Consider the following 23,506-nt stretch of genomic DNA (forward strand, 5'->3'; position numbering starts at 1 on the left):
GCCGAGCGCTAGCTTGTTATGATTGCACGTCAGCTGCGGCAGGGTGTCACACCTTGTCGCAGCGCACAGCTTGCTGGAGCCGGTGCCTTGTGCACCGGCTTTTGACGATAAAAGAAGACTCAGATGGTGAAGGCCTCCATGGTTTCGCCATACAGGGCATAATCGAGTGACGCCGACAGCGCTTGTCCGGCGCCTACCCCACCCCATCAGTCAGGGTGACCGAGAGATGCAAGAAGGCACAATGGAGTTGATGTGGCGCACTTCCCATATGAGCGGCGGGAATGTCCACTACGTAGAAGATCTCTACGAGCGTTATCTTGTCGACCCGAACGAGGTTCCCGACGAGTGGCGCAACTACTTTGATACTCTGCCGCGTCATGACGGCAGCCCCTCCCAGGATGTTCCGCTGACCCCGATCCGTGAGCAGTTCTACGAGATGGGTCGCAACAGTCGCCGCTCGGTGGCTGTCTCGGCGGGCGAGAGCAGCGAGAACAAGAAGCAGGTTCGTGTTCTTCAGCTGATCAACGCCTATCGCTTCCGTGGCCACCAGAAGGCGGACATCGATCCCCTCGGTCTGCGCAAGCCGGCACCGATTCCTGATCTTGAGCTTTCCTTCCACCAGCTGTCCTCCGCTGACATGGACGTCGAGTTCCAGACCGGCTCGCTGTTCCTCGGCAAGGACGTTGCACCGCTGAAGGAAATTCACGCCGCGCTGGAGCAGACCTACTGCCGCAGCATCGGCGCCGAGTTCATGCACATCGTCAATACGGAAGAGAAGCGCTGGCTGCAGCAGCGTTTCGAGTCCGTGCGTTCCAAGCCGAACTTCTCACGCGATGTCCGCCATCACGTGCTGGAACGTCTGACCGCCGCCGAAGGTCTCGAGAGCTACCTCGCCAGCAAGTACCCGGGGACCAAGCGCTTTGGTCTGGAAGGCGGCGAATCCTTCATTCCGATGATGGATGAGCTGATCCAGCGCAGCGGCAAGTACGGTACCAAGGAAGTCGTGATCGGCATGGCCCACCGTGGCCGCCTCAACCTGCTGGTCAATCTGCTGGGCAAGAGCCCGTCCGAGCTGATCGAGGAATTCGACGGCAAGAAGCAGATCGCCAAGGGCTCCGGTGACGTGAAGTACCACCAGGGCTTCAGCTCGAATGTCATGACACCGGGCGGCGAAGTCCACCTGGCACTGGCGTTCAACCCGTCGCACCTGGAGATCGTCTCTCCGGTGGTCGAGGGCTCGGTGCGTGCCCGTCAGGATCGTCGTGAAGACGCCGAGGGTGACAGCGTACTGCCGATTTCCATCCACGGTGACGCGGCATTCGCCGGTCAGGGCGTGGTGATGGAAACCTTCCAGATGTCGCAGACCCGTGCCTACAAGACGGGTGGTACCGTTCACGTCGTCATCAACAACCAGGTGGGCTTCACCACCTCGCGTGCCGATGACGCGCGTTCCACCGAATACTGCACCGACATCGCCAAGATGGTTCAGGCGCCGATCATCCACGTCAATGGTGACGACCCGGACGCCGTGCTGCACGCCGCCCAGGTCGCCATCGACTATCGCCAGCAGTTCAAGCGTGACGTGGTGATCGACCTCGTGTGCTACCGCAAGCGCGGTCACAACGAGGCGGACGAGCCGTCCGGCACCCAGCCGCTGATGTACGCCAAGATCAAGTCCCAGAAGACCGCTCGCGAGAAGTATGCGCAGCGTCTGGTCGAGGAAGGCGTGCTCAGCGAGGAAGAGACCCGGCAGCTGGTGGATCAGTACCGCGCGGATCTCGATGCCGGCAATCACGTCGCCAATGCCCTCGTGAAGCAGCCGAATACCGGTCTGTTCGTCGATTGGACGCCGTACCTGGGCCACGAGTGGACCGGCGATGCCGATACCTCGATGGACATGAAGCAGCTGCAGGCGCTCGCCAACAAGATGTGCGAAGTGCCGGACGGCGTCTCGGTCCAGCGTCAGGTCAACAAGATCTACGAAGACCGTCGCAAGATGGCCGCCGGCGGCATGCCGCTGAACTGGGGCTTCGCCGAGACGCTGGCCTACGCCACCCTGGTGGATGCCGACCATCCGGTACGCATCACTGGCCAGGACGTGGGTCGTGGCACCTTCTCCCACCGTCACGCGGTGGTGCACAACCAGAATGATGGCAATACCTACGTGCCGCTGCAGCACATCAAGGATGGTCAGGCAACCTTCACCATCCATGACTCCTACCTCTCCGAGGAAGCGGTGCTGGCCTTCGAATACGGCTACGCCACGACCATGCCGACGGCATTGGTGGTGTGGGAAGCCCAGTTCGGTGACTTCGCCAACGGTGCCCAGGTGGTGATGGACCAGTTCATCTCCTCCGGCGAGAGCAAGTGGGGCCGCCTGTGCGGTCTGACCATGCTGCTGCCGCACGGTTACGAAGGGCAGGGGCCGGAGCACAGCTCCGCGCGCCTCGAGCGCTATCTCCAGCTGTGTGCCGAGCACAACATGCAGGTGTGCATGCCGACCACGCCGGCGCAGATCTATCATCTGCTGCGTCGTCAGGTCATCCGCTCGCTGCGCAAGCCGCTGGTCGTGTTGTCGCCCAAGTCACTGCTGCGTCACAAGGAAGCGACTTCCACCCTCGACGAGCTGGCCGATGGCCGCTTCGAGATGGTGCTGGCCGACAAGGGCAATCTTGAAGCTTCCAAGGTCAAGCGCGTCGTGCTGTGTGCCGGCAAGGTCTATTACGACCTGGCAGGCTATCGCGCCGAGCAGGGCCGTGAAGACGTTGCCATCATCCGTGTCGAGCAGCTCTATCCCTTCCCGAAGGAAGAGCTCCAGGCCGCCATCGCCGACTACGAGAATCTCGAGCAGGTGATGTGGTGCCAGGAAGAGCCGCTCAACCAGGGTGCCTGGTATCAGAGTCAGCACCACATGCGTCAGGTCGCTGATCAGCATCGTCAGGGCCTCGGCATGAGCCTGGCCTTCGCCGGACGCCCGGCCTCTGCGGCGCCTGCCGCGGGCTACATGTCCGTTCATAACGAACAGCAGCGCCAGCTGGTCGACGACGCCTTCAACAAGTAAAGGCCCGCGACCCGCAAGGGCACCGAGAGAGAATCGAGTTAAGGAACTCCAATGGCTATCGATATCAAAGCGCCGTCTTTTCCGGAATCCGTCGCCGAAGGCACAGTGGCGACCTGGCACAAGCAGCCCGGTGACAGCGTCGAGCGCGACGAGCTGATCGTCGAGATCGAGACTGACAAGGTGGTGCTGGAAGTGGTGGCACCGCAGAACGGCACTCTGGGCGAGATCAAGGTCCAGGAAGGCGAGACATGCGAGTCCGAGCAGGTACTGGGTACCATCGGTGACGCAGACGCCGCATCTTCCGACGAGAAGAAGCAGGCGCCCGCTGAAGGCAAGGACGACGCCAAGGCCGAGAGCAAGCCGGCCGCCGGTGGCGAAGGCGAGACGCTGGAAGTCAAGGCGCCGAGCTTCCCGGAATCCGTCGCGGAAGGCACTGTCGCCACCTGGCACAAGAAGGTTGGTGACGCCTGTGAGCGTGATGAGCTGATCGTCGAGATCGAGACTGACAAGGTCGTGCTGGAAGTCGTGGCTCCGGCAGATGGCGCCCTGAGCGAGATCAAGGTTCAGGAAGGCGAGACCTGCGAGACCGAAGCCGTGCTGGCACTGTTCAGCGCTGGCGCTTCCGGTGCCGCTGCTCCGGCCGCTGAGGAAAGCGACAGCAAGTCCGACGAAGGTCAGGACGAGAAGGTCGGTGACAAGATTCTCGCGCCGGCCGCTCGCAAGATGGTTGCCGAGCACGATCTGGACGTCAGCAAGCTGGTCGGTACCGGCAAGGGCGGTCGCGTGCTGAAGGAAGACGTGGCCAAGGCCGTCAAGGAAGGCACCGCAGCCAAGTCCGCTGCCAAGCCTGCTGCCGCACCGAAGGCCGCTGCACCGAAGGCCGCTCCGGCCTTCGAGGGCGAGCGTCCCGAGAAGCGCGTGCCGATGAGCCGCATGCGTCAGACCATCGCCAAGCGCCTGGTCAATGCCCAGCAGACCGCCGCCATGCTCACCACGTACAACGAAGTGGACATGAGTGCGGTGATGGAGCTGCGCAAGCAGTACAAGGACACCTTCCAGAAGGTGCACGACACCAAGCTCGGCTTCATGGGCTTCTTCGTCAAGGCGGCCACCGAAGCGCTCAAGCGCTTCCCGGACGTCAATGCCTCCATCGACGGCACCGACATCGTCTACCACGGTTACCAGGACATCGGCGTTGCCGTGTCGTCCGATCGTGGTCTGGTCGTGCCGGTCCTGCGTGATACCGACAGCATGAAGCTTGCCGATGTCGAAAAGACCATCGTCGACTTCGGTCAGCGCGCGCGCGCCGGCAAGCTGGGCATCGATGAGATGCAGGGCGGCACCTTCACCATCACCAACGGCGGCATCTTCGGTTCCCTGATGTCCACGCCGATCCTGAATCCGCCGCAGACCGCCATCCTGGGCATGCACAAGATCCAGGAGCGCCCGATGGCCGTGAACGGTCAGGTCGTCATCCGTCCGATGATGTATCTGGCGCTGTCCTACGACCACCGCATGATCGACGGCAAGGATGCAGTCCAGTTCCTCGTCGCCATCAAGGACCTGCTGGAAGATCCGGCTCGTTTCCTGCTCGACGTCTGAGACTGCAACGCCTCACGCCCGGGGCTTCCCCGGGCGTGTGCGGCCCCGATGGGTGACAGGTTGCCCATCGGGATGCCAATCCGAATCGAACTGCACCAACAGGAAGAGACATGGCCGATAAATTTGATGTAATCGTCATTGGCGCGGGCCCCGGTGGCTATGTGGCTGCCATCCGCGCGGCTCAGCTGGGTCTGAAGACTGCCTGCGTCGAGAAGTGGGTCAACAAGGAAGGCAAGACCGTTCACGGCGGCACCTGCCTGAACGTCGGCTGCATCCCGTCCAAGGCGCTGCTGGAAACCTCTCACAAGTTCGTCGAGGCACGTGACGAGTTCGCCGAGCTGGGCATCAAGGCCGATGGCGTCGAGATCGACGTGGCCAAGATGATCGAGCGCAAGGCGCAGATCGTGAAGAACCTGACCGGCGGCATTTCCGGTCTGTTCAAGGCCAATGGCGTGACCGCCCTGGAAGGTACCGGCAAGGTGCTGCCCAACAAGCAGGTCGAAGTCACCGGTCACGACGGCGAGAAGGCGACCTACGACGCCGAGAACATCGTCATCGCGTCCGGTTCCGTGCCGGTCGAGATTCCGCCGACGCCGCTGACCGAAGGTCTGATCGTCGATTCCACCGGCGCCCTCGAATTCACCGAGACGCCGAAGCGTCTGGGCGTCATCGGTGCCGGTGTCATCGGTCTCGAGCTGGGTAGCGTGTGGAGCCGTTGCGGTTCTGAAGTCACCGTGCTGGAAGCGGTCGACAGCTTCCTGCCGATGGTCGATGCCGCTGTCGCCAAGGAAGCCCAGAAGCTGCTCAAGAAGCAGGGTCTGGACATCAAGCTCGGCGCCCGTGTGACCGGTTCCGACATCAAGGACAGTGAAGTCGTCGTCAAGTACACCGACGCCAACGGCGAGCAGGAACAGACCTTCGACAAGGTCATCGTCGCGGTCGGCCGTCGTCCGTACACCCAGAGCTTGCTCGACAGCGATGTCGGCATCAATCTGGACGAGCGCGGCTTCATCCACGTCGATGACCAGTGCGCGACCAGCGTGCCGGGTGTCTACGCCATCGGTGACGTGGTACGTGGCCCGATGCTGGCCCACAAGGCCTCCGAAGAGGGCGTGATGGTTGCCGACATCATCGCCGGCCACAAGGCCGAGATGAACTACGACGCCATCCCCAGCATCATCTACACCTTCCCGGAAGTTGCTTGGGTCGGCAAGACCGAGCAGCAGGCCAAGGCCGAAGGCATTGAAGTCAAGACCGGCAGCTTCCCGTTCGCGGCAAGCGGTCGTGCCATGGCCAACAATGCCACTGAAGGTCTGGCCAAGATCATTGCCGACGCTGAGACTGATCGCGTCCTGGGTGTTCACATCATCGGCCAGCATGCCGGTGAGCTGATCGCTCAAGGCGTGACGGCCCTCGAGTTCGGCGCCAGCGCCGAAGACCTCGCGCTGATCTGCACGGCTCACCCGACACTGTCGGAAGCCGTACACGAAGCCGCGCTGGCCGTTGACGGGCATGCGATTCACATCGCAAACCGCAAGAAGCGCAAGTAAGCGTCCTTCCGAACAAGAGGCGCGTCGCCCCGGCCAGGCCGGGGCGAACGGTGGCAGCCGCATCTCGCGACTGCCGTTCGAGTCTAATGCAACCAATGGCATGACACGATGAACCTTCACGAGTATCAGGCAAAACAACTGTTTGCCGACTATGGCCTGCCGGTGTCCAAGGGCTTCGCCGTTGACACCCCGGAAGACGCTGCTGAAGCGTGCAAGAAGATTGGCGGCGACAAGTGGGTCGTCAAGGCACAGGTCCACGCAGGTGGCCGCGGCAAGGCCGGCGGCGTCAAGCTGGTCGAGAGCGCACAAGCCGCTTCCGACTTCGCTTCCCAGTGGCTGGGCAAGAACCTGGTGACCTACCAGACTGACGCGAATGGTCAGCCGGTCACCAAGATTCTCGTCGAGAACTGCACCGACATCGCCGAAGAACTGTACCTGGGTGCCGTCGTCGACCGTACCACTCGTCGCATCGTCTTCATGGCTTCCACCGAAGGCGGCGTGGAAATCGAGAAGGTTGCCGAAGAGACACCGGAAAAGATCCTGAAAGCCGAGATCGATCCGCTGGTCGGCGCTCAGCCGTACCAGGCGCGTGAACTGGCCTTCAAGCTGGGTCTGAACCCGACCCAGATCAAGCAGTTCACCAAGATCTTCCTGGGTCTGGCGAAGATGTTCGCCGACAAGGATTTCGCGCTGCTGGAAATCAACCCGCTGGTCATCACCGACGAAGGCAACCTCCACTGCCTCGACGGCAAGATCAACATCGATGCCAACGCCGTCTACCGTCACCCGGACCTGCAGGCGATGCACGATCCGTCTCAGGAAGACGAGCGTGAAGCGCATGCTGCCAAGTTCGAACTGAACTACGTTGCCCTCGACGGCAACATCGGCTGCATGGTCAACGGCGCAGGCCTGGCGATGGGCACCATGGACATCGTCAACCTGTCTGGCGGCAAGCCGGCCAACTTCCTCGACGTGGGTGGCGGTGCTACCAAGGAACGCGTTGCAGAAGCGTTCAAGATCATCCTGTCCGACGACAACGTCAAGGCTGTTCTGGTGAACATCTTCGGCGGCATCGTGCGTTGCGACATGATCGCCGAAGGCATCATCGGTGCCGTCGAGCAGGTCGGTGTCAACGTACCGGTCGTGGTGCGTCTGGAAGGCAACAACGCTGAACTCGGCGCCAAGAAGCTGGCCGAAAGCGGTCTGAACATCATCGCTGCTACCAGCCTGACTGACGCGGCGCAGCAGGTTGTCAAAGCTGCGGAGGGCAAGTAATGAGCATTTTGATCGACAAGAACACCAAGGTGATCTGCCAGGGTTTCACTGGCGGCCAGGGTACCTTCCACTCTGAACAAGCCATCGCCTACGGCACCAAGATGGTCGGTGGCGTGACGCCGGGCAAGGGTGGTCAGACTCACCTGGGCCTGCCGGTGTTCAACACCGTCGCGGAAGCCGTTGCCGAGACTGGCGCTGAAGCGTCCGTCATCTACGTGCCGGCACCGTTCTGCAAGGATTCCATCCTTGAAGCGGCCAATGCAGGCATCAAGCTGATCGTCTGCATCACCGAAGGCGTGCCGACTCTCGACATGCTGGAAGTCAAGGTCAAGTGCGACGAGCTGGGCGCGCGTCTGATCGGTCCGAACTGCCCGGGTGTCATCACTCCGGGTGAGTGCAAGATCGGCATCATGCCGGGTCACATCCACCAGCCGGGCAAGGTCGGTATCGTGTCTCGTTCAGGCACCCTGACCTATGAAGCCGTCAAGCAGACCACTGACCACGGTTTCGGTCAGTCCAGCTGTGTCGGTATCGGTGGCGACCCGATCCCGGGTTCCAACTTCATCGACATCCTCGAGCTGTTCGAGAAGGACCCGAAGACCGAAGCCATCGTCATGATCGGCGAGATCGGCGGTTCCGCTGAAGAAGAAGCGGCTGCCTACATCAAGGCGAACGTCACCAAGCCGGTCGTCTCCTACATCGCTGGTGTGACTGCGCCTCCGGGCAAGCGCATGGGCCATGCAGGCGCCATCATCTCCGGCGGCAAGGGTACTGCCGACGAGAAGTTCGCGGCTCTGGAAGAAGCTGGCGTCAAGACTGTGCGTTCACTCGCAGAGATCGGCGATGCCATCAAGGAAGTCACTGGCTGGTAAGCCTGTGATCTCCTGACAGCGCTCGGCGGCAACGCTGATTGCATGTCACCGAAAGGGCAGACCCACCGGGTCTGCCCTTTTTTCATGTCTGTCATTCGGTGAGGGAGTCATTGTCGGGAGCGATAGCTCATGCAAATGCGCATCACATCGCCTTCGCCACCCCAGACGGCAGGTGCGTTTGGATCAAGCAATTGCTAATCTGATGAGGTTCATTGGCACCTGACCAAGCGACACGTGCAGATGCCCCACGGCGAAACACGACTCACTGATGAGGATGTTCCATGCTCAAGACCTTCCCCGCTGTCACGCGTTCCGCCCGCCTGCTGGCGCTGCTGTCTCTGCCGTTGGTTACCGGCATTCCGCTGATGGCCAGTGCAGATTCCGGCGCCGCGGCAGCGTCCGCTCCTGAAGCCTCGGCGAGCATGCAGGTGCCTGCCAAGGGCATCGAGTCCGTGACCAGTCGTGAGGATGTCGCCACCGTCCAGGCGCGTCTGGAGAAGGCGCTCGAGGCCAAGGGGCTGACGCTGTTCAGCGTCATCGAGCATGAGGCGGGTGCCGAGAAGGTGGGGATGGAGCTTCCTGCCACGCATACCGTCATCTTCGGCAACCCCAAGGTCGGTACCCTGTTGATGCAGTGCAATGGTTCGGCTGCGCTGGATCTCCCGCAGAAGATGCTGATCCGTGCCGTGGAAGGGGGCAGCGTGATCGAGTGGAATGATCCGCAGTATCTGGCCAATCGTCATGATCTGGATGACTGCAAGCTGCCGCTGGACAAGATCGGTGGACTGCTCAAGGGCCTGGCGGCCGAGGCAGCGGGGCAATGAGACGTGAAGACGCCATGTTTCAGCGCTGATCCTCCCAGTCTGGACGACACTGACACGAGCACTGACATCAGACACTGACATCCGTTTCTGACATTGCGCAGGACGAAAAAAGCCGGACTCCCTGAGGAGTCCGGCTTTTTCATGTGTCACCGCTCGCTTTTCTGCAAGCCGTCCTGCCGTGAGTCCTACAGGGCTTCGCCGTTGTGCTTGAGCCACTGTACCGCGCGGTCCGGGTAGTCCGTGAAGACGCCATCGACATCGGCGTCGACGAAGAACACTCGCAGCATGTCATCATAATCGCTGGCCCAGTCAGGGATGCGACCCTCATCAAGCCGGAAGGTATAGGGCATCACGATCAGGCCTGCCGCATGCGCTTCCTTGACCAGCGGCGTGACCTTGATGTCGTCCCGGGTCGAGCTGTCCTCGATCACCATCGGCTTCCACGGCCCGATGCCATCGGCATAGCCGGCAATCCGCTGCATGGCCCCATCCTGGTACATCCAGTCATAGCTGTAGGGCTCGAGCTTGCCATCCGAGCCCGGCTGGAAGGTCATGTCCCAGCTGGTCTCGCCCATCAGCTGCACCAGTCGCAGGTCCATGCCCAGCTCGGGCTGCAGCGTGTCGTGGATGCGTTCGAGTCCATTGGGATCAAAGACCTGCACGATGGCATTGTCGTCATGGTCCACATAGCCGTACTGCTTGAGCGTCTCGAGGACGGCTCTGGAGATTTCCTTGCCCTCGGACTGATGGAACCAGGGGGCCTTGATCTCGACATACAGGCCGACATCACGGCCCGTGGAGTGATTCAGGCCCTGAATCATCTCGATCTCCTCGCTCAGCGTATGCAGACCGAAGTGGGACTTGCCCAGCGGGAAGCGCTCGGGGTAATCCGTGACACGCTCGCCATCCTTGACGGTGAAGCCCTCGCTGAAGGCCAGCTTGCGCAGCTCATCCAGGGTGAAGTCGATGGCATAGTAGCGGCCATCCTCACGAGCGCGGTCCGGGAAGACATCGGCGACATTGGTCACGCGATCCAGAAAGCGATCATGCAGCACCACCAGCTGATCATCCTTGCTCATCACCACGTCCTGCTCAAGGAAGTCGGCACCCTGGGCATAGGCCATCGACTTGGCGGCCAGCGTGTGCTCGGGCAGGTAGCCCGAGGCGCCACGGTGAGCCACGACGACCTTGTCGGAGCCATGGCCGGGGTCGATGCTGCGCAGCGTCGCGTCATCGGCGAGGGCAGTGGAGGCCGTGGTCACAAGCAATGCGCCCATCACGCCAAGACGCGTGAGTGAGCGGTGAGTCAGGAAATGAGGGGAGCCGGACATGTGGGATCACCTTGGATGTGGTTATTGTATGGACGTTCAACATCGAATCATTACCATAACAAACACTTATCCAAATGGCGATGAGCAATGGAAATGAATGATGATGCGCATGAGCTGTCCGGCAGGGGCGGGTCGCTGGGGGTCAGGCCGAGGGCGAGCGACGATTGAGCAGACGGGCCAGCATGCCGCGTCCCGCCATCACGAAGAACACCGGGGCACCGGCGATCAGGTAGAAATAGAAGGTGACGGCGCGCCAGATGACGACGGCAGCAGCGGCGGTGGAAGCGCCGATGACAGGCCCCAGCAGTGCCGTGGACGAGAGTTCGGCACCGCCTGCACCACCGGGCAGCAGCGTCAGTTGCCCGGCGGCGAGCGAGAGCATCTGCACGATGAAGGTCCAGCTCCAGTCGATGTCGCGCCCAAGTCCCGCGACGGCCAGATAGAGGATGGAATAGCGCAAGAGCCAATGGGCGCAGCACAGCAGAAAGATCAGGCTCAACGTCAGGCGAGGCAGGGCGAGCGTCTCGATCAGTGCATGGCGGAAATGGATCAAGGCACGCGCCAGTCTGAGGCGCGAACGATGACGTACCTTGAGCCAGCGCAGCAGGCGGCCACTGGCCTTGATCAATCGTCGATGATGCTTGCCGAGCGCCGCCAGCAGGCCGAAGCCGATGATCAGCAGCAGCGCCGGCACGGCCAGCATCCAGCCCAGGCGTAGATCGATGGTATGCGACAGTGCGTAGAGCCCGATGCTGGCGAGCGCCGAGAGAAAGAACAGCATGTCGGTCATCTGGTCGACGGCAAACACCGCCGAGGCGTGTGCCGGGCGTACCCCCTGACGTGCCAGCAGCCCCATCAGGGTGAGCGGGCCGCCACTGCCACCCGGCGTGGCGCTGATGGCGAACTCGGTGGCCATCACCATGCCCAGTGCACGCCGCTGTCCGAGGTGGCCGCCACGCCCGGCCAGCAGCAGGCGCAGGCGTCCGGCATTCAGGTTCCAGCACATCACGATCATGCCCAGCATCAGCGCGAAGGTCTCGAGGGGGAACTGGCGCAGCTGGCTCCCCAGCCCACTGCCGCCCAGCACCAGCGGCACGGCGATGACCAGCACCAGGCCGGCTCCCAGCATCCACAGGGCGCGATTCATGGTGGATTCTCGTGTTGAGGCGATGGGTGGAAGGGCATGGTGCCCAGGGCATGCTGCGGGAATTCAGGCAGCACTGTCGGCATTCCGTCGATCGGCGGTGAGCAGCCCCTTGTGTGTCAGCCAATCGAGCTTGGTCATCGGCAGGTAGCCATCATCCAGCAACCGTGTGACAAGTCGTGCCCAGTAGTCTCGCGAGCCCGTGTGGCGCATGTCGACCGGATGCAGTCCGAGGCGCAGGACATCGGCGTTACGCTCACGCGCCATCTTGCGTTCCGTGACCCAGCGGGACATGGCGCGCCGCGGCGCGGAGCGCGCGCTCCACACCAGTCCCGGAGCATCGATGGGGGTGAAGTCCGGCAGGCGATAGAGGTGCTGAGGGTCGCTGGTGTATTGGAAGTCCAATGCCTGCAGGGCGCGCCGTGTGCCGTCACTCATCAACCAGGCCGGTGCCACGAAGCCCGACAGCGGCCAGCCGAGCCGCTTGAACAGGGCAGCGCCTTCCTGAAGACGCCGTCTGGCTTCGCTCTCATCGAGGGGGTAGAACTCGCCTTCCCAGGTCAGTACGCGGCGCATCACGTAATCACGTGGCGTGCGGGGCGGCGGCGCATCATCGCAATGATGAAAACCATGCAGCGCCAGCTCATTGCCCTGCTGTCTGCGGGCCTCCAGCAGGGCAATGAACTCGGGAGCGTTCTCGAGAGGGTTGCGATGGTGGAAGTCCGGCACCACCAGCCAGGTGATCGGGCAGGGATGGCCAAGTCGCTCCTGACACAGCTCATCCATCTGATTGACGAAGTCGCGATAGTCCTGCCAGGTCTCGGGAGCGATGTCGTGGAGGACCAGCAGGAAATGCTTTCTGGCGGCTGGAGACTCACCCATGTGTCACCTCTTCCAGTATCGGTTGCAGCTGAGTGCCGGTGACGGCGCGATAGTGATCGAGCAGTCCATCCACCACGCGGTCCCAGTCATGGTGCTTCTCCACATGACGACGCGCCTGGCGACCCAGGGCCGCCGGGTCATTGGCGAAGATGTCCTGAACGGCACGCGCCATGGCATGCGGTGCATGAGGATCACACAGCTGGCCACAGCCCAGCGGAACATTTTCCGCCAGCGCACCGGCGCGAGCGGCCACCACTGGCGTGCCGCAGGCCATGGCTTCCAGCACGACCAGACCGAAGGTCTCCTGTGTGCCGGCATGCAACAGCACATCGACGGAGGCGACCAGTCTTGCCACCTCCGCGCTGCTGCAGAAATGGCCGGTGACACTGACATTGTCCGGCAGGTGGCGAGGCATCCCGGAGCCGATCAACAGCAGATGGTAATTCGGGCCAAGCAGACGGGCGACTTCCAGCAGCTCGTCGAGATTCTTCTCGCGTGAACCGCGGCCGGCGAAGGCCAGCAGTCGCACGTGATCCGCCAGGCCAAGTTCACGTCGCAGGTCCTGATCCCGGCAATCGGGATGGAAGGTGTTCAGGTCGACGCCCAGTGGCTGGATGTGGACATTGCGTACCCCGAGTCGATCCAGTCGCCTGGCCATCACGTCACTGGGTGCCAGCACGCGATCGAAATGGCGATAGAGGCGCTGCACATAGCGATCGACATTGGCCCCCGACCACTCGCCGAGACGGTTGGTGATCAGACGTGGCAGATCCGAGTGATAGAAGCCGATCACCGGGACATCCAGCTTGCGGCCTGCATCCAATGCCGCCCAGGCGGTGACGTAGGGGTCACCCGCCTCGATCACGTCCGGCTGCAGTGCCAGCAGGGTGCTGACCCAGCCTCCACGCCTCAGCGGGAAGCGGTAGCCATTGCCGAAGGGTATCGGGGGTGCCGGGACGTGATAGAGGTCATCGCTGACACTGGAGGACTCTCCGGGAACCAGCAGGCTGTGACGAATGCCTGGTCGGCTTCGTAGGCGTCGTCGCTTGGCTTCCAGATAGGTTCTCACGCCGCCGCTGGACGGCGCATGAAACATCGTCATGTCTGCAACGTGGAGCATCTATTTGATTCCGTTGTGTTTTCTGGCAGACAGCGCCGAAAGGTCAATTCTTGTGCCCAGTCTGAGTCTGCTATTGATCTGGGGGGGAGAGGGGTGGGCTTCAAGTAGGCTTTTGGGAACGCGGAAGTCATGTTGCGCAACTGGCTCTGCTTTCCGGTCGCTGGCTACCCCCTGCGCTCAAGAGTGACACGCCAACCCTACGCCACGGATGGCGTGACCCATGTGACAGCGGCCGGAGGATTTTGTGCGATGCCAGCCGAGGAGGCGTCATGCTGGCCCAGCAGCGAATGCGCTCGCGGGCACAACACGGTTGCGGCGTTGGTGAGCCGCGGTGCAGACAGAACGTGATGCGGGGGGAGTGATTCAGGGGAGTGATGCGGGTAGGGGACTCAGGGGACTGATGCGGGAAGGACGTGATACTGGAAGAAAGTGATCAAGGGAGATAGTGAAAAAGGGAGAGAGTGAAAAAGGGAGAAGCGACGGGACACCTGGCCATGCCATGGCAAAAAAAATCCCACCCGGGCAGCCGGATGGGAAAGTTGCGTGCACTACAGGAATTCAGGGGGATACGCGGATGGATTCCCGAGGCCTTCTCAGACGCGGACTACGCCTGGGAATGCCTCAGGACTCATGAGAATGATTGAGCGGACAGGGAGGACATCGTCTGGCCCAGCTCTTGGGAGAAGGCGGCTTCGGGCTCGGCGGGACGTTGACTGGCGAGCAACACGAGGCTCAGCAGCATGCCGGCTGCGAGCAGCAGGCGATTGCGTGTCCGGCGGCGGTCGCGCTCCAGCAGCATGGCCACATGCTCCATCGCCTCCTGCTGGATCTCACGCTGTCGCTGTGGCGTGACCGCGTCACGCGAGTGGCCATCTGACGGCTGATCGGTGATACGTGCCAGGACCATGGCCGGCTGGCGCACGATGGCGGCGTGTTCTGCAGCATGACGCTGTGAGGCAGCAGGCGAGCGATGGAATTTCATGGGAGGTCCTCTCACGGCAAGTGGCAGCATGGACAGATGGCAATGACTGACTCGGTACTTGACTCAATCAACGTTGGCGCGAGGAGTGTGGATGCCTCGTGTCTCGATGAAATGAGTGTAACGTGATTTTCTGTTTCATAAAATTACAATTTATCACGATATGATCACGCTATGAATACGTTACGTTGCAGCAACGAAAACGCCCCGGGCGCAGAGCGCTCCGGGGCGTGGGGTGCCGCCATCCTGTCAGACGGCGGTGAGCAGGTCGCGGCTTATTCGGCCGGACGACCCACCAGTGAACGACGTTCTTCACGGGCTTCGGTCAAGGAGACCTTGATGATGTCGCCCAGTGAGTAACGCAGCTCGTCTTCGATGCGCACACGGCCTTCCTTGTCATCGATCGCGACCTTCTTGCGATCAGTGTGGATCAGCGGTGCCGGAATGAAGACGCTGGCGCCATTCTCTTCCAGGCGCACACGCATGCCACCGCGGCGGATGTCGATGATCTCGCCAGTGAAGACCTGCTGCTCTTCGGCGGCCTTGGTCAGGTAACGCACGTAGAGCCAGTCCTTGACGTCGCGCTCAGCCATGCGGTTGAGACGACGACGTTCACTGAGGTGTTCGGTCAGCTGCTCGGTGGCTTCGGCCGGAGCATCCTGACCCAGAATCACGCGCTTGATCAGGCGATGGTTGACCATGTCGCCGTACTTGCGGATCGGGGAAGTCCAGGTGGCATAGGCCTCGAGACCCAGACCGAAATGCGGGCCCGGCTGGGCAGACATCACGGTGTAGCCCTGGAAGCGACGCATGCGCACGTCCAGCCAGGTATCCTCGCGGCTGTCCAGCTCCTGGCGCAGCAGGCGATAGCCTTCCAGGCTGCCCAGCTGTTCCGGCGTCGCGGTGATCTCCTGGGTGGCCAGGAATTCGATGGTGTCGTCGTACTTCTCCGGTGCAAAGCCCTGGTGCACGTTGAAGATGCCGTGACCGATGTGCTTGGAGAGCAGACGTGCGCAGCTCAGGTTCGCGGTGATCATGGATTCTTCGATCATGCGATTGCTGATGCGGCGATGGTCGGCACGCACGTTGAGCACGTTGCCTTCCTCATCCAGCTCGAATTCGAAGTCCGGACGCTCGCGGAAGATCTGGGAGTTGCGTGCACGCCAGGCGATACGCGCCTGAGTGAAGGCTTCCAGCTGACGCAGGCCTTCGGCCAGCTCCTCGGTTTCCGGCTTCCAGCTGCCTTCCTGGCCTTCGATCCAGTCAGAGACGTTGTCGTAGGTCAGGCGGTGATGCGAGCGCATGGTGGCCGCGAAGAACTTCGGCTCACCGATCACGCCGTCGGTGTCGATGTCGACGATGCACATCAGCGTCGGACGGTCTTCACCTTCCTTCAGCGAGCACAGGTCATCGGCCAGGATTTCCGGCAGCATGGTGACGTTCTGGCTCGGCAGGTAGACGGTGAAGGAGCGCGTGCGCGCCTCTTCGTCCACGCGGCTGCCTTCCGGCACATAGGCGGTCGGGTCAGCGATGGCGATGCTCAGGGTCCAGCCGCCTTCCGGGCGCTCGACGATGTGCAGGGCGTCATCCATGTCACGGGTCTTCTCACCATCGATGGTGAAGAAGGGTACGTGAGTCATGTCTTCGCGGGTCAGACCTTCCTCCAGCAGCGGCCAGTCGTTGCCGCCCTCCGGAGAGGCCTGTTCCAGCGCGTGACGCGCCAGGGTGACACGCCACGGCACGCGCGGGTTGTCCACCTCGGCGATGACTTCCTCGATCTGGGCGAAGAAGCTGCGGTCATCCTTGCGCATCGGGTGACGCAGCAGACGAGCCACGACCCAGTCGCCATCATTGAGGCTTTCCTCATTGATGCCGCGCTTCACGCGCGCTTTCATGCGCGTGTTGATGGACGGGTGATCCGGCATCACGTTGAGGCGACCGTCACGCTTGCCGACACGAGCGACGAAGCGGTCGACACCCGTCTCGATCAGCACTTCCGGCTGTACGGATTTCTTCTCGCCTTCGACCTTGACGGTCGCTTCGACGGTATCACCGTGCAGCACCTGCTTCATGGCGGGCGGCGGCACGAAATACGACTCGCCATCCTCGCACTCGAGGAAGCCGAAGCCCTTGTCGGTGCCTTTGATCACCCCCGTGACACGGGGAATTTCCTGGCGGATTTGATCTTTCAGCTGCGCCAGCAGCGAATTGTTCTGCAGCATTTCGGAAGTTCTGTTGGCGGGGTCAGTGGCTCACTATACGGACATGACGCATGGGGGGAAAGCGGCCAGAGACTCCGACGCCCGCACGGGCTGCGTGCGGGCGTCGGCAGCTGGCCGAACGAGTGGCGATGACGCCGCCGGTGGCGGTGCGTCGCTTGCGCCAGATGCGGCTTCAGACCGTGGCAGCAGCGTCCTGCAGCAGGCTGGAGACCGATTGATCACCATCGAACAGCGTGAAGACCGGTGCCTTGCGATGGCGACCTCCGATCTCGCGCGCCTGCATCATGCCCAGCAGGAATTCCGCCACGTTGGCGCGTGAGACCTGCATCTCGTCGGACTTCTCCGCGTCCTGAGTCAGCTTGCCGTTGCCGGCTTCCTCGGTGAGGCGGCCCGGTTTGACGATGACGTGGCGCAGTCCGCTCTCGGCCAGGCAGAGATCCGCCGCCTTCTTGGCCGCGAAGTAGGGACGCATGGCCGCCGGGCCTGCCAGCGGGGTCTCGGAGCGGATCGAGCTGACCTGGATCACCCGCGAGAGGCCGAATTCCGCGGCCAGTTCCGCAGTGCGCATGGCACCGTGCAGGTCGATGGTCAATGTCTTGTCAGGGCCGGTATGCGGGCCGGACCCCGCGACGAACACTGCCTGGTCACAGCCATAGAATGCTTGGCGCATCTCGCCTTCCAGGTCTCCCATGACGGTCGGAATGCCGCGTTCATGGAACCAGTTCTGCTGGTCCGTCGAGCGGATCATGGCGACGATGGGTTCGCCGGCGGCCTGGGCCTTCTCGCAGAGTTGACGACCGATCTTGCCATTGGCACCGATGATGAGCGTCTTGCGCATGTTGGCGACTCCTTGTTCGGGGGAACGAATGCAGCAGGCCGAGCTATCATCTCGAGAGAGCGATCCTCAAGCGATGACTCGGCGGGATACCTTCTTTCCTGCGGCCGGCCGGAGTGAACTTCAAGTGGTCCTGCCGTCGGGAGTCTGACAGGAGGCAAGGCCATGAGAGATGTGATGGGGGGAGTGGACAGAGCCGATCACACGCACGCGAGGCCGGCACTCGCAAGCCGCGCATGACTGACGTGAGCGCCGACACACCTACATGAGTCTTAGCTTATAAATACTGCGGTATTAAAGGCGCATGCCGGGGCTATGCCGTGACGTGCAGCCTGCTAGGATGGCGCTACAACACCCGAGAGCCCACGGCTCTCGGTCTCCACGACAGCATGAAAGACAAGGACGTCCGATGAGCGCCACGATGAATTCCGATGCCGCGCCCTCCCAGACACAAGGCAACGCCATTCGCGTCGGCCTGATCGGTTATGGCATGGCGGTACGTACCTTCCATGCGCCACTGATCGAGGCGACGCAAGGCCTGGCGCTGGTCGCGCTCTCGACCTCGCGTCCCGAGGTGGTCAAGGCCGAACGTCCCGAGCTCGAGGTGGAAGCCACTCCCGAGGCACTGCTGGCGCGTCAGGACATCGACCTCGTCATCATCGCCACGCCCAACGAGACCCACTATCCCCTGGCGAGTGCGGCGCTGGCGGCTGGCAAGCATGTGGTGGTCGACAAGCCCTTCACCGTCACGCTGGCCGAGGGTGAGGCGCTGGCCCGAGAGGCGGAGCAGGCAGAGCGGGTGCTGGCGGTGTTCCACAATCGTCGCTTCGATGCCGATTTTCTGACGCTGGTCGAGCTGATCGAGGGCGGTACCCTGGGGCGCATCGCCCACATGGAGTCCCATTTCGACCGCTTCCGCCCCAGCGTGCCGGACCGCTGGCGTGAGCAGGCCCTGCCCGGCAGCGGCCTGTGGTACGACCTCGGGCCACACCTGCTGGATCAGGCGCTGTGCCTGTTCGGCGAGCCTGCCAGCATCCAGCTGACACGTCGCACCCAGCGCGAGGGAGCCGTCACCGATGATTTCTTCCATGCCGTATTGAGCTATGCCTCACATGCCATCTATCCCTCGCTGGTGGTCGAGCTGCACGCCAGTGCCTTGGCGGCCGCACCGACGGCACGTTTCGCCGTCCACGGCACGCGCGGCAGTTACGTGACGTTCGGTCTCGATCCTCAGGAGGCATGTCTCAAGGCCGGCAGCTTCCCGGCCCGTGACGAGGCCGAGCGGCTCGCGCAGCAATGGGGGCGTGACCCGCGCCCGGGCATGCTCACGGTGCTGGAGACGGCAAGGGAGGCCGGCGATGGGGAGCAGGTGCTGGTCGCCGGTATCCACCAGGGCCGCGATGGCGACTACCCGGCCTGGTATGCGCGGCTGCGCGACTGCATCCGTTCCGGCAGTGCCAACCCGACGCCCGCCGACGAGGCACTGCGCGTGATGAAATGGCTGGAAGCGGGGATCGCCAGCGAAGGCTGAGGCTGTTGGCGGTGAGATGACTCACGAAAACGCGCGCCCCGATGACTCGGGGCGCGCGTTCTGCTTTCAAGAGAGTGACAAGGATCAGCCTGCGATGCGCTCAGGCGTTGGCGTCGTCCTCGCCCTTGTCGGCCTTGCGCATGCGCGAGAACAGCTCCGCGCGCAGCTCGCCGATGCGCGGTACCTCCTCGGTATGGAAGGGGATGGGGCGCAGCAGGCGCATGGCACGCAGGCCCAGGCGTGCGTTCATCAGGCCACTGCCCAGCCCCTGTCCGGCCTTGGTGGAGAGGCGGCCGGCCAGATTCATCGACAGCAGATCCATGCTGGCCTCGGCGGCCAGTTCACTGGCGCCGGCGAAGGCCATCGACGCCAGCACCTCCTTGAACAGGCGCAGACGGCTGGCGTAGCCCAGCTCCAGTCCGTAGAGGCGCGACAGGCGCTCCATCATGCGCAGTCCGCGCCAGGCCACCAGGCTCATGTCGACCCAGGTCAATGGCGAGACCGCCACCATCACCGCCGTCTCGCCGCTCATGCGCGAGATCAGGCGCCGCGCCTCACGGTCCCGCGGCCCCAGCACATGGAAGGCGAACAGCTCGCGGCGCTCCGACGGGGAGTGATGCGCTTCGCAGGCGGCGCGCCAGGCGCGCACGCCGGCATCATCCTCGCCCAGCTTCATCTGACGGCGCAGCTGTTCGAGCAGGTCTTCCTGCTGGCCGTCGGCCTTGCCGCCTGCCTTGTTCGAGTCCTCGCCAGTCGTGAGCGGCGCATCACCGCGCTGGCCAAAGCTTTTCTGGCCAAAGCCTCCTTGACCAAAGCGCTCCTGGCCAAAATCATCCTGCTGATGTTCTTCCAGCTCGGCACGCAGCGCGACGTGCTTGCGCAGATGACGCAGTCGGAAGAGCTCCTTGCCCAGCGCGCGGGCGCCGAGCCCGATGGCACCAAGCCCCAGCAGGCCCCAGGCCCCGGCGATCAGGTCACCGCCCATGGCCGCCTGATACAGCGCATGGCCGGCCTCGACACCACCGAGTGTCAGGGTGCCGAGCAGCAGCCATTTGAGGCCACGATGGCGTGGCCTGGCGCTCAGCGTTGCATCGAGTCCCGGCGTGGCGGGCTCCGGTTCGGCCGCGGCCAGTGGCTGGCTTTCCATCTCCGGCGAGAAGTGGCGCGCGCCGCGCAGGGCCTCTGCCGCGCTCTCGGTGGGGCGCTCGGCGTAAGCCGTCGAGGTGGCATCGGCCCGCGCCGAGTCGGCAGAACCGGGACTCGTGAAGCGTTTGCCCGGGCGCGGGTGGCGGGATTCGGTGGTCATTTCAGGTGGTCTCCCAGCAGCCAGTCGAGCACGGCGTCCATGCGAATGTGAGGTGGTGCCTTGCCGTCGACCTGCGGCGGCGCGAAGTGGGGGAAGTCGAAGCGGCTTTCGGCCCAGAAATTCGGGTCGGGCAACCGTGAGGGCACCTCGCCCGGGAACAGCAGCACGGACTCGCGGCCAGCACCCTGCGTGCCTGAGTCGCTCGACCCTTCGTGCTCACCGAGCAGGTGTCCCGCCAGCGCCGGATGACGCTGACCATTCTCGACCACTTCACGCGCCTCACTGGCGCAGATGGCGGCGATGGTGAAGGCCTTGAGCGGCACGTCGCGATAGCGCAGGCGTTTGAGCGGGCCCGCCAGCAGCTGCTCGAGCAGGTCGCGCATCGCGCCATGCTGCTCGGGGGTGACGTGGTCGGCCTTGGTGGCGGCGATGGCCAGGCGGTCGATGCGACGGTCCATCAGGCGCGCCAGCAGGTGACGGCGGCCATAGGCGAAGCTGTCGAACAGCTTGTCCAGCGCGCGGCTCAGGTCGCGGAAGGGTGCCGGGCCGGCATTCAGCGCACCCAGCACGTCGATCAGCACGATCTGGCGGTCAAAGCGCCGGAAGTGGTCGTGATAGAAGGGACGTACCACGCGGCGGCGATAGTGATCGAAGCGCCGCGCCAGGGTGCGATACAGGCTGGTTTCCGGCAAGGCGGCCAAGGCGTCGGCTGTCCAGTCGCCAAGCCCCGGCAGCGGGAAGAATTGCAGCACCGGTGCCTCATCCAGCTCGCCCGGCAGCAGGAAGCGGCCCGGTGTCAGGTCGACGAAGCCCCCCTTGCGGCGTGCGGCGTGCAGATAGTCGGTATACAGGCTCGCGATCTCGGCGAGGCGGTCTTCATCCACTTCGCTGTCCGGCGTCAGGCCCGCGATGGCGCCCATCCAGTCATGCGCCCAGTCGCCGCGCCCATCGGCCAGCTGCGTCTCGCATTCGCTGCTCCAGGCGGTGAAGTCCTGCTCCAGCATCGGCAGGTCCAGCAGCCATTCGCCGGGATAATCGATCAGGTCCAGTGTCAGGGTGGCGCGCTGGCTGTCGAGCATGCGCGCGGCGCGTGAGGTGGGGCGAAAGCCGATCTTGAGACGCAGCTCGCTGATGCTGCGGGTCGGCGTCGGCCATTCGGGGCCATGGGGCGAATGCTGGCCGGACAGCGAGCGCAAGCCGGCTTCCAGCGGAAAGCGCGGGATGGAAAGATCCGGCTGACTGACACGCTCTGCCCCGAGCAGACGGCCATCTCGGGCGGCAGGCAACAGCTCCAGACGCGCGCCGAGCCCTGCGTGGCGCAGCTGCTCGATCAGCGAGACGAGAAAGGCCGTCTTGCCGGCACCGGACAGACCGGTGACGGCAAGACGCAGCTGACGATCGAGGCCGCGCTCCAGCAGGTCATGGGCTTCGCGGCCCACCTCGCGGGCAAGCTGGCGGGCGTTGCGGGTCATGGTGTTGAACATCAGGCATTCCCTGTCAGTGGGGGCGAGGCGGCGACACGACGTGACGGCAGATCGGCAGGTGATGGTGAACGCGAATCCGGCAATGGCCAATGGCCGACGTCGTGCGCCGTGATGCTCGCCGTCAGTGCTGTATCTGCGGGCGATCGGTACGCAAGGCAAGCTGTCGCCATGCCAGCAGTGCCACGGGCAGCAGGCAGGCGGGGATCAACAACAGGTTGAGCAACGCCCAGCCCAGCGTGCTGACCAGTGGTCCGGCCAGCAGTGCCGTCACCGCGCCTGTGGTGAAGACGAGGAACTCGTTGGCGGCCTGGGTGCGGGCCTTCTCGTTGGGGCGATGACAGCGGGTCAGCAGCGTGGTGGCGGGCAGGAAGGTGAAGTTCCAGCCGATGCCGAGCAGGATGAGGCCGAGGAAGAAGCCCTGGGTACCGGTCAGATAGCCGGCGGCCAGCAGCTGCGCGGTGCCAAGGCTCGCCAGCAGGAAGGCGCAGCCGGTGATGATCATGGTGCCGGTGCCGAAACGTGCGGTCAGGCGTCCGGTGAAGAAGGAGGGCAGGAACATCGCCACCACGTGCCATTGGATGGTGGTGGCGACGTGATCGAAGTCGTGTCCGGCATGGGCCATGGCCAGTGGCGTGGCCGTCATCGCCAGGTTCATCACCCCATAGCCGACCATCGCGCTGAGCACGGCCAGCAGGAAGGTCGGTTGGCGCAGGATCACGCCCAACGGGCGCGCGGGTTCGGGTTCATCATCGCCGTCCGACTGGGCGCTGCCTTCGCTGGGCAGCCGAATGATGGCCAACAGCAGCAACGCCACCAGATACAGCGCCCCCAGCCCGAGAAAGCTGCCCAGGAAGGGCGTGTCGGCCAGTGCATGACTGGTGCGGGCAAGCCAGGGGCCGAAGAAGGCTGCCAGCACGCCGCCACCCATCACCAGCCCGATGGCGCGCTCCCGCTGCTCCGGGGGCGCGGCTTCCATGGCGGCGAAGCGATACAGCTGGCCGAAGCCGATCCCGATGCCCACCAGCCAGGTGGAGAACAGGAACAGCCCGAAATGCTGCAGGTGCAGCGCCAGCACGGCCAGCCCCGCGCCTGCCAGCCCGCACAGATTGCCGAGCACGAAGCCGCGGCGTCGTCCGAGGCGTGCGGTGATCAGCGAGGCAGGGATGGTGGCGCACATCAGGCCCAGCCATTGGGTCGCGACCGGCGCGGTCGACCAGCTGCTCGAGGCAAGCTGGGCACCGATCAGCGGCGAGACCGCGATCAACAGGATGTTGCCGCTGACCAGCAAGGCCTGGCACAGCGACAACAGCGTGACGGCCAGCGGCAGGCGGGCCCGACCGGCAGTGGAGGATGAGGATGACATGATGACGCAGCTCCGACGGATTGCGGCGCCTGGTGCGCCTGTCCTGATTATGCCTGTGCTCCGCTCAGGCGTTCCAATCCTCCGTCAGGCATCGAGGAGTCCGGGGCGGAGCGCGTGATGACTTG

The 23,506-nt window shown here is 63.5% G+C and carries 17 protein-coding genes; 7 read left to right on the forward strand and 10 right to left on the reverse strand.

The genetic code is table 11. The annotated features are described in order from the left end of the window. Positions 1-226 precede the first annotated feature (226 nt). The 6 genes from QD172_RS15075 to QD172_RS15100 all read left to right on the forward strand — a co-directional run bounded on the left by QD172_RS15075 (position 227) and on the right by QD172_RS15100 (position 9,184). On the forward strand, positions 227-3,061 hold the full coding sequence (locus QD172_RS15075) for a 2-oxoglutarate dehydrogenase E1 component (protein ID WP_077379225.1): 2,835 nt from the start codon (positions 227-229) through the stop codon (positions 3,059-3,061). A gap of 51 nt (positions 3,062-3,112) precedes the next feature. Continuing rightward, positions 3,113-4,663 carry a 2-oxoglutarate dehydrogenase complex dihydrolipoyllysine-residue succinyltransferase gene (gene odhB, locus QD172_RS15080; RefSeq protein ID WP_077379227.1) on the forward strand — a complete coding sequence of 517 codons (1,551 nt, stop codon included), beginning with the start codon at positions 3,113-3,115 and terminating at the stop codon, positions 4,661-4,663. A gap of 110 nt (positions 4,664-4,773) precedes the next feature. Further along, entirely contained in the window at positions 4,774-6,213 is a 1,440-nt protein-coding gene (gene lpdA / locus QD172_RS15085; protein ID WP_077379229.1) for a dihydrolipoyl dehydrogenase, read from the forward strand. Positions 6,214-6,321: 108 nt separating this feature from the next. Next, positions 6,322-7,488, forward strand: coding sequence for an ADP-forming succinate--CoA ligase subunit beta (gene sucC / locus QD172_RS15090; protein ID WP_077379231.1), 1,167 nt, complete (start codon positions 6,322-6,324; stop codon positions 7,486-7,488). Next, positions 7,488-8,360: a succinate--CoA ligase subunit alpha gene (sucD, locus tag QD172_RS15095; RefSeq protein ID WP_065392579.1), complete on the forward strand. Its 873-nt coding sequence runs from the start codon at positions 7,488-7,490 to the stop codon at positions 8,358-8,360. The genes sucC and sucD overlap by 1 nt, the downstream gene beginning before the upstream one ends. A 281-nt stretch (positions 8,361-8,641) precedes the next feature. Next, positions 8,642-9,184: a DUF302 domain-containing protein gene (locus QD172_RS15100; protein ID WP_136939005.1), complete on the forward strand. Its 543-nt coding sequence runs from the start codon at positions 8,642-8,644 to the stop codon at positions 9,182-9,184. 185 nt (positions 9,185-9,369) lie between these two features. Here QD172_RS15100 and glpQ read toward each other — a convergent pair whose 3' ends face one another. The 7 genes from glpQ to QD172_RS15135 all read right to left on the reverse strand — a co-directional run bounded on the left by glpQ (position 9,370) and on the right by QD172_RS15135 (position 17,700). Next, entirely contained in the window at positions 9,370-10,515 is a 1,146-nt protein-coding gene (gene glpQ, locus QD172_RS15105; protein WP_279856186.1) for a glycerophosphodiester phosphodiesterase, read from the reverse strand. Positions 10,516-10,657: 142 nt separating this feature from the next. Then, positions 10,658-11,662: a lysylphosphatidylglycerol synthase transmembrane domain-containing protein gene (locus QD172_RS15110; RefSeq protein ID WP_077379233.1), complete on the reverse strand. Its 1,005-nt coding sequence runs from the start codon at positions 11,660-11,662 to the stop codon at positions 10,658-10,660. A gap of 63 nt (positions 11,663-11,725) precedes the next feature. After that, positions 11,726-12,541 (reverse strand): polysaccharide deacetylase family protein, encoded by an 816-nt coding sequence (locus QD172_RS15115; protein WP_279856187.1) that lies wholly within the window; start codon positions 12,539-12,541, stop codon positions 11,726-11,728. After that, positions 12,534-13,643 carry a glycosyltransferase family 1 protein gene (locus tag QD172_RS15120; protein ID WP_077379411.1) on the reverse strand — a complete coding sequence of 370 codons (1,110 nt, stop codon included), beginning with the start codon at positions 13,641-13,643 and terminating at the stop codon, positions 12,534-12,536. Before QD172_RS15120 ends, QD172_RS15115 begins: the two co-directional genes overlap by 8 nt. Before the next feature lie 646 nt (positions 13,644-14,289). Further along, the gene (locus QD172_RS15125; RefSeq protein ID WP_084209305.1) at positions 14,290-14,643 is read right to left on the reverse strand and encodes a hypothetical protein; all 354 of its coding nucleotides are present in this window, start codon (positions 14,641-14,643) and stop codon (positions 14,290-14,292) included. Between the two features lie 272 nt (positions 14,644-14,915). Continuing rightward, positions 14,916-16,862 carry an exoribonuclease II gene (locus tag QD172_RS15130; RefSeq protein WP_136939002.1) on the reverse strand — a complete coding sequence of 649 codons (1,947 nt, stop codon included), beginning with the start codon at positions 16,860-16,862 and terminating at the stop codon, positions 14,916-14,918. Between the two features lie 172 nt (positions 16,863-17,034). Further along, positions 17,035-17,700, reverse strand: coding sequence for an NAD(P)H-binding protein (locus QD172_RS15135; protein WP_279856188.1), 666 nt, complete (start codon positions 17,698-17,700; stop codon positions 17,035-17,037). Positions 17,701-18,106: 406 nt separating this feature from the next. Here QD172_RS15135 and QD172_RS15140 point away from each other — a divergent pair, with 406 nt between their 5' ends. Then, a complete protein-coding gene (locus QD172_RS15140; protein WP_240499595.1) occupies positions 18,107-19,228 on the forward strand; it encodes an oxidoreductase in 1,122 nt (373 codons plus the stop codon). Positions 19,229-19,328: 100 nt separating this feature from the next. On the opposite strand, the gene QD172_RS15145 is transcribed toward QD172_RS15140, so the two are convergent. The 3 genes from QD172_RS15145 to QD172_RS15155 all read right to left on the reverse strand — a co-directional run bounded on the left by QD172_RS15145 (position 19,329) and on the right by QD172_RS15155 (position 23,345). Further along, positions 19,329-20,534, reverse strand: a complete 1,206-nt coding sequence (locus QD172_RS15145) for a TIGR01620 family protein (protein WP_279856189.1) — start codon at positions 20,532-20,534, stop codon at positions 19,329-19,331. Next, complete coding sequence (locus QD172_RS15150; RefSeq protein WP_279856190.1) at positions 20,531-22,018, reverse strand: YcjX family protein; 1,488 nt, start codon at positions 22,016-22,018, stop codon at positions 20,531-20,533. Before QD172_RS15150 ends, QD172_RS15145 begins: the two co-directional genes overlap by 4 nt. Positions 22,019-22,139: 121 nt before the next feature. Further along, positions 22,140-23,345, reverse strand: coding sequence for an MFS transporter (locus tag QD172_RS15155; protein WP_136939135.1), 1,206 nt, complete (start codon positions 23,343-23,345; stop codon positions 22,140-22,142). Positions 23,346-23,506 lie beyond the last annotated feature (161 nt).

The organism is Cobetia sp. 10Alg 146 (assembly GCF_029846385.1).
Classification (GTDB): domain Bacteria; phylum Pseudomonadota; class Gammaproteobacteria; order Pseudomonadales; family Halomonadaceae; genus Cobetia; species Cobetia marina.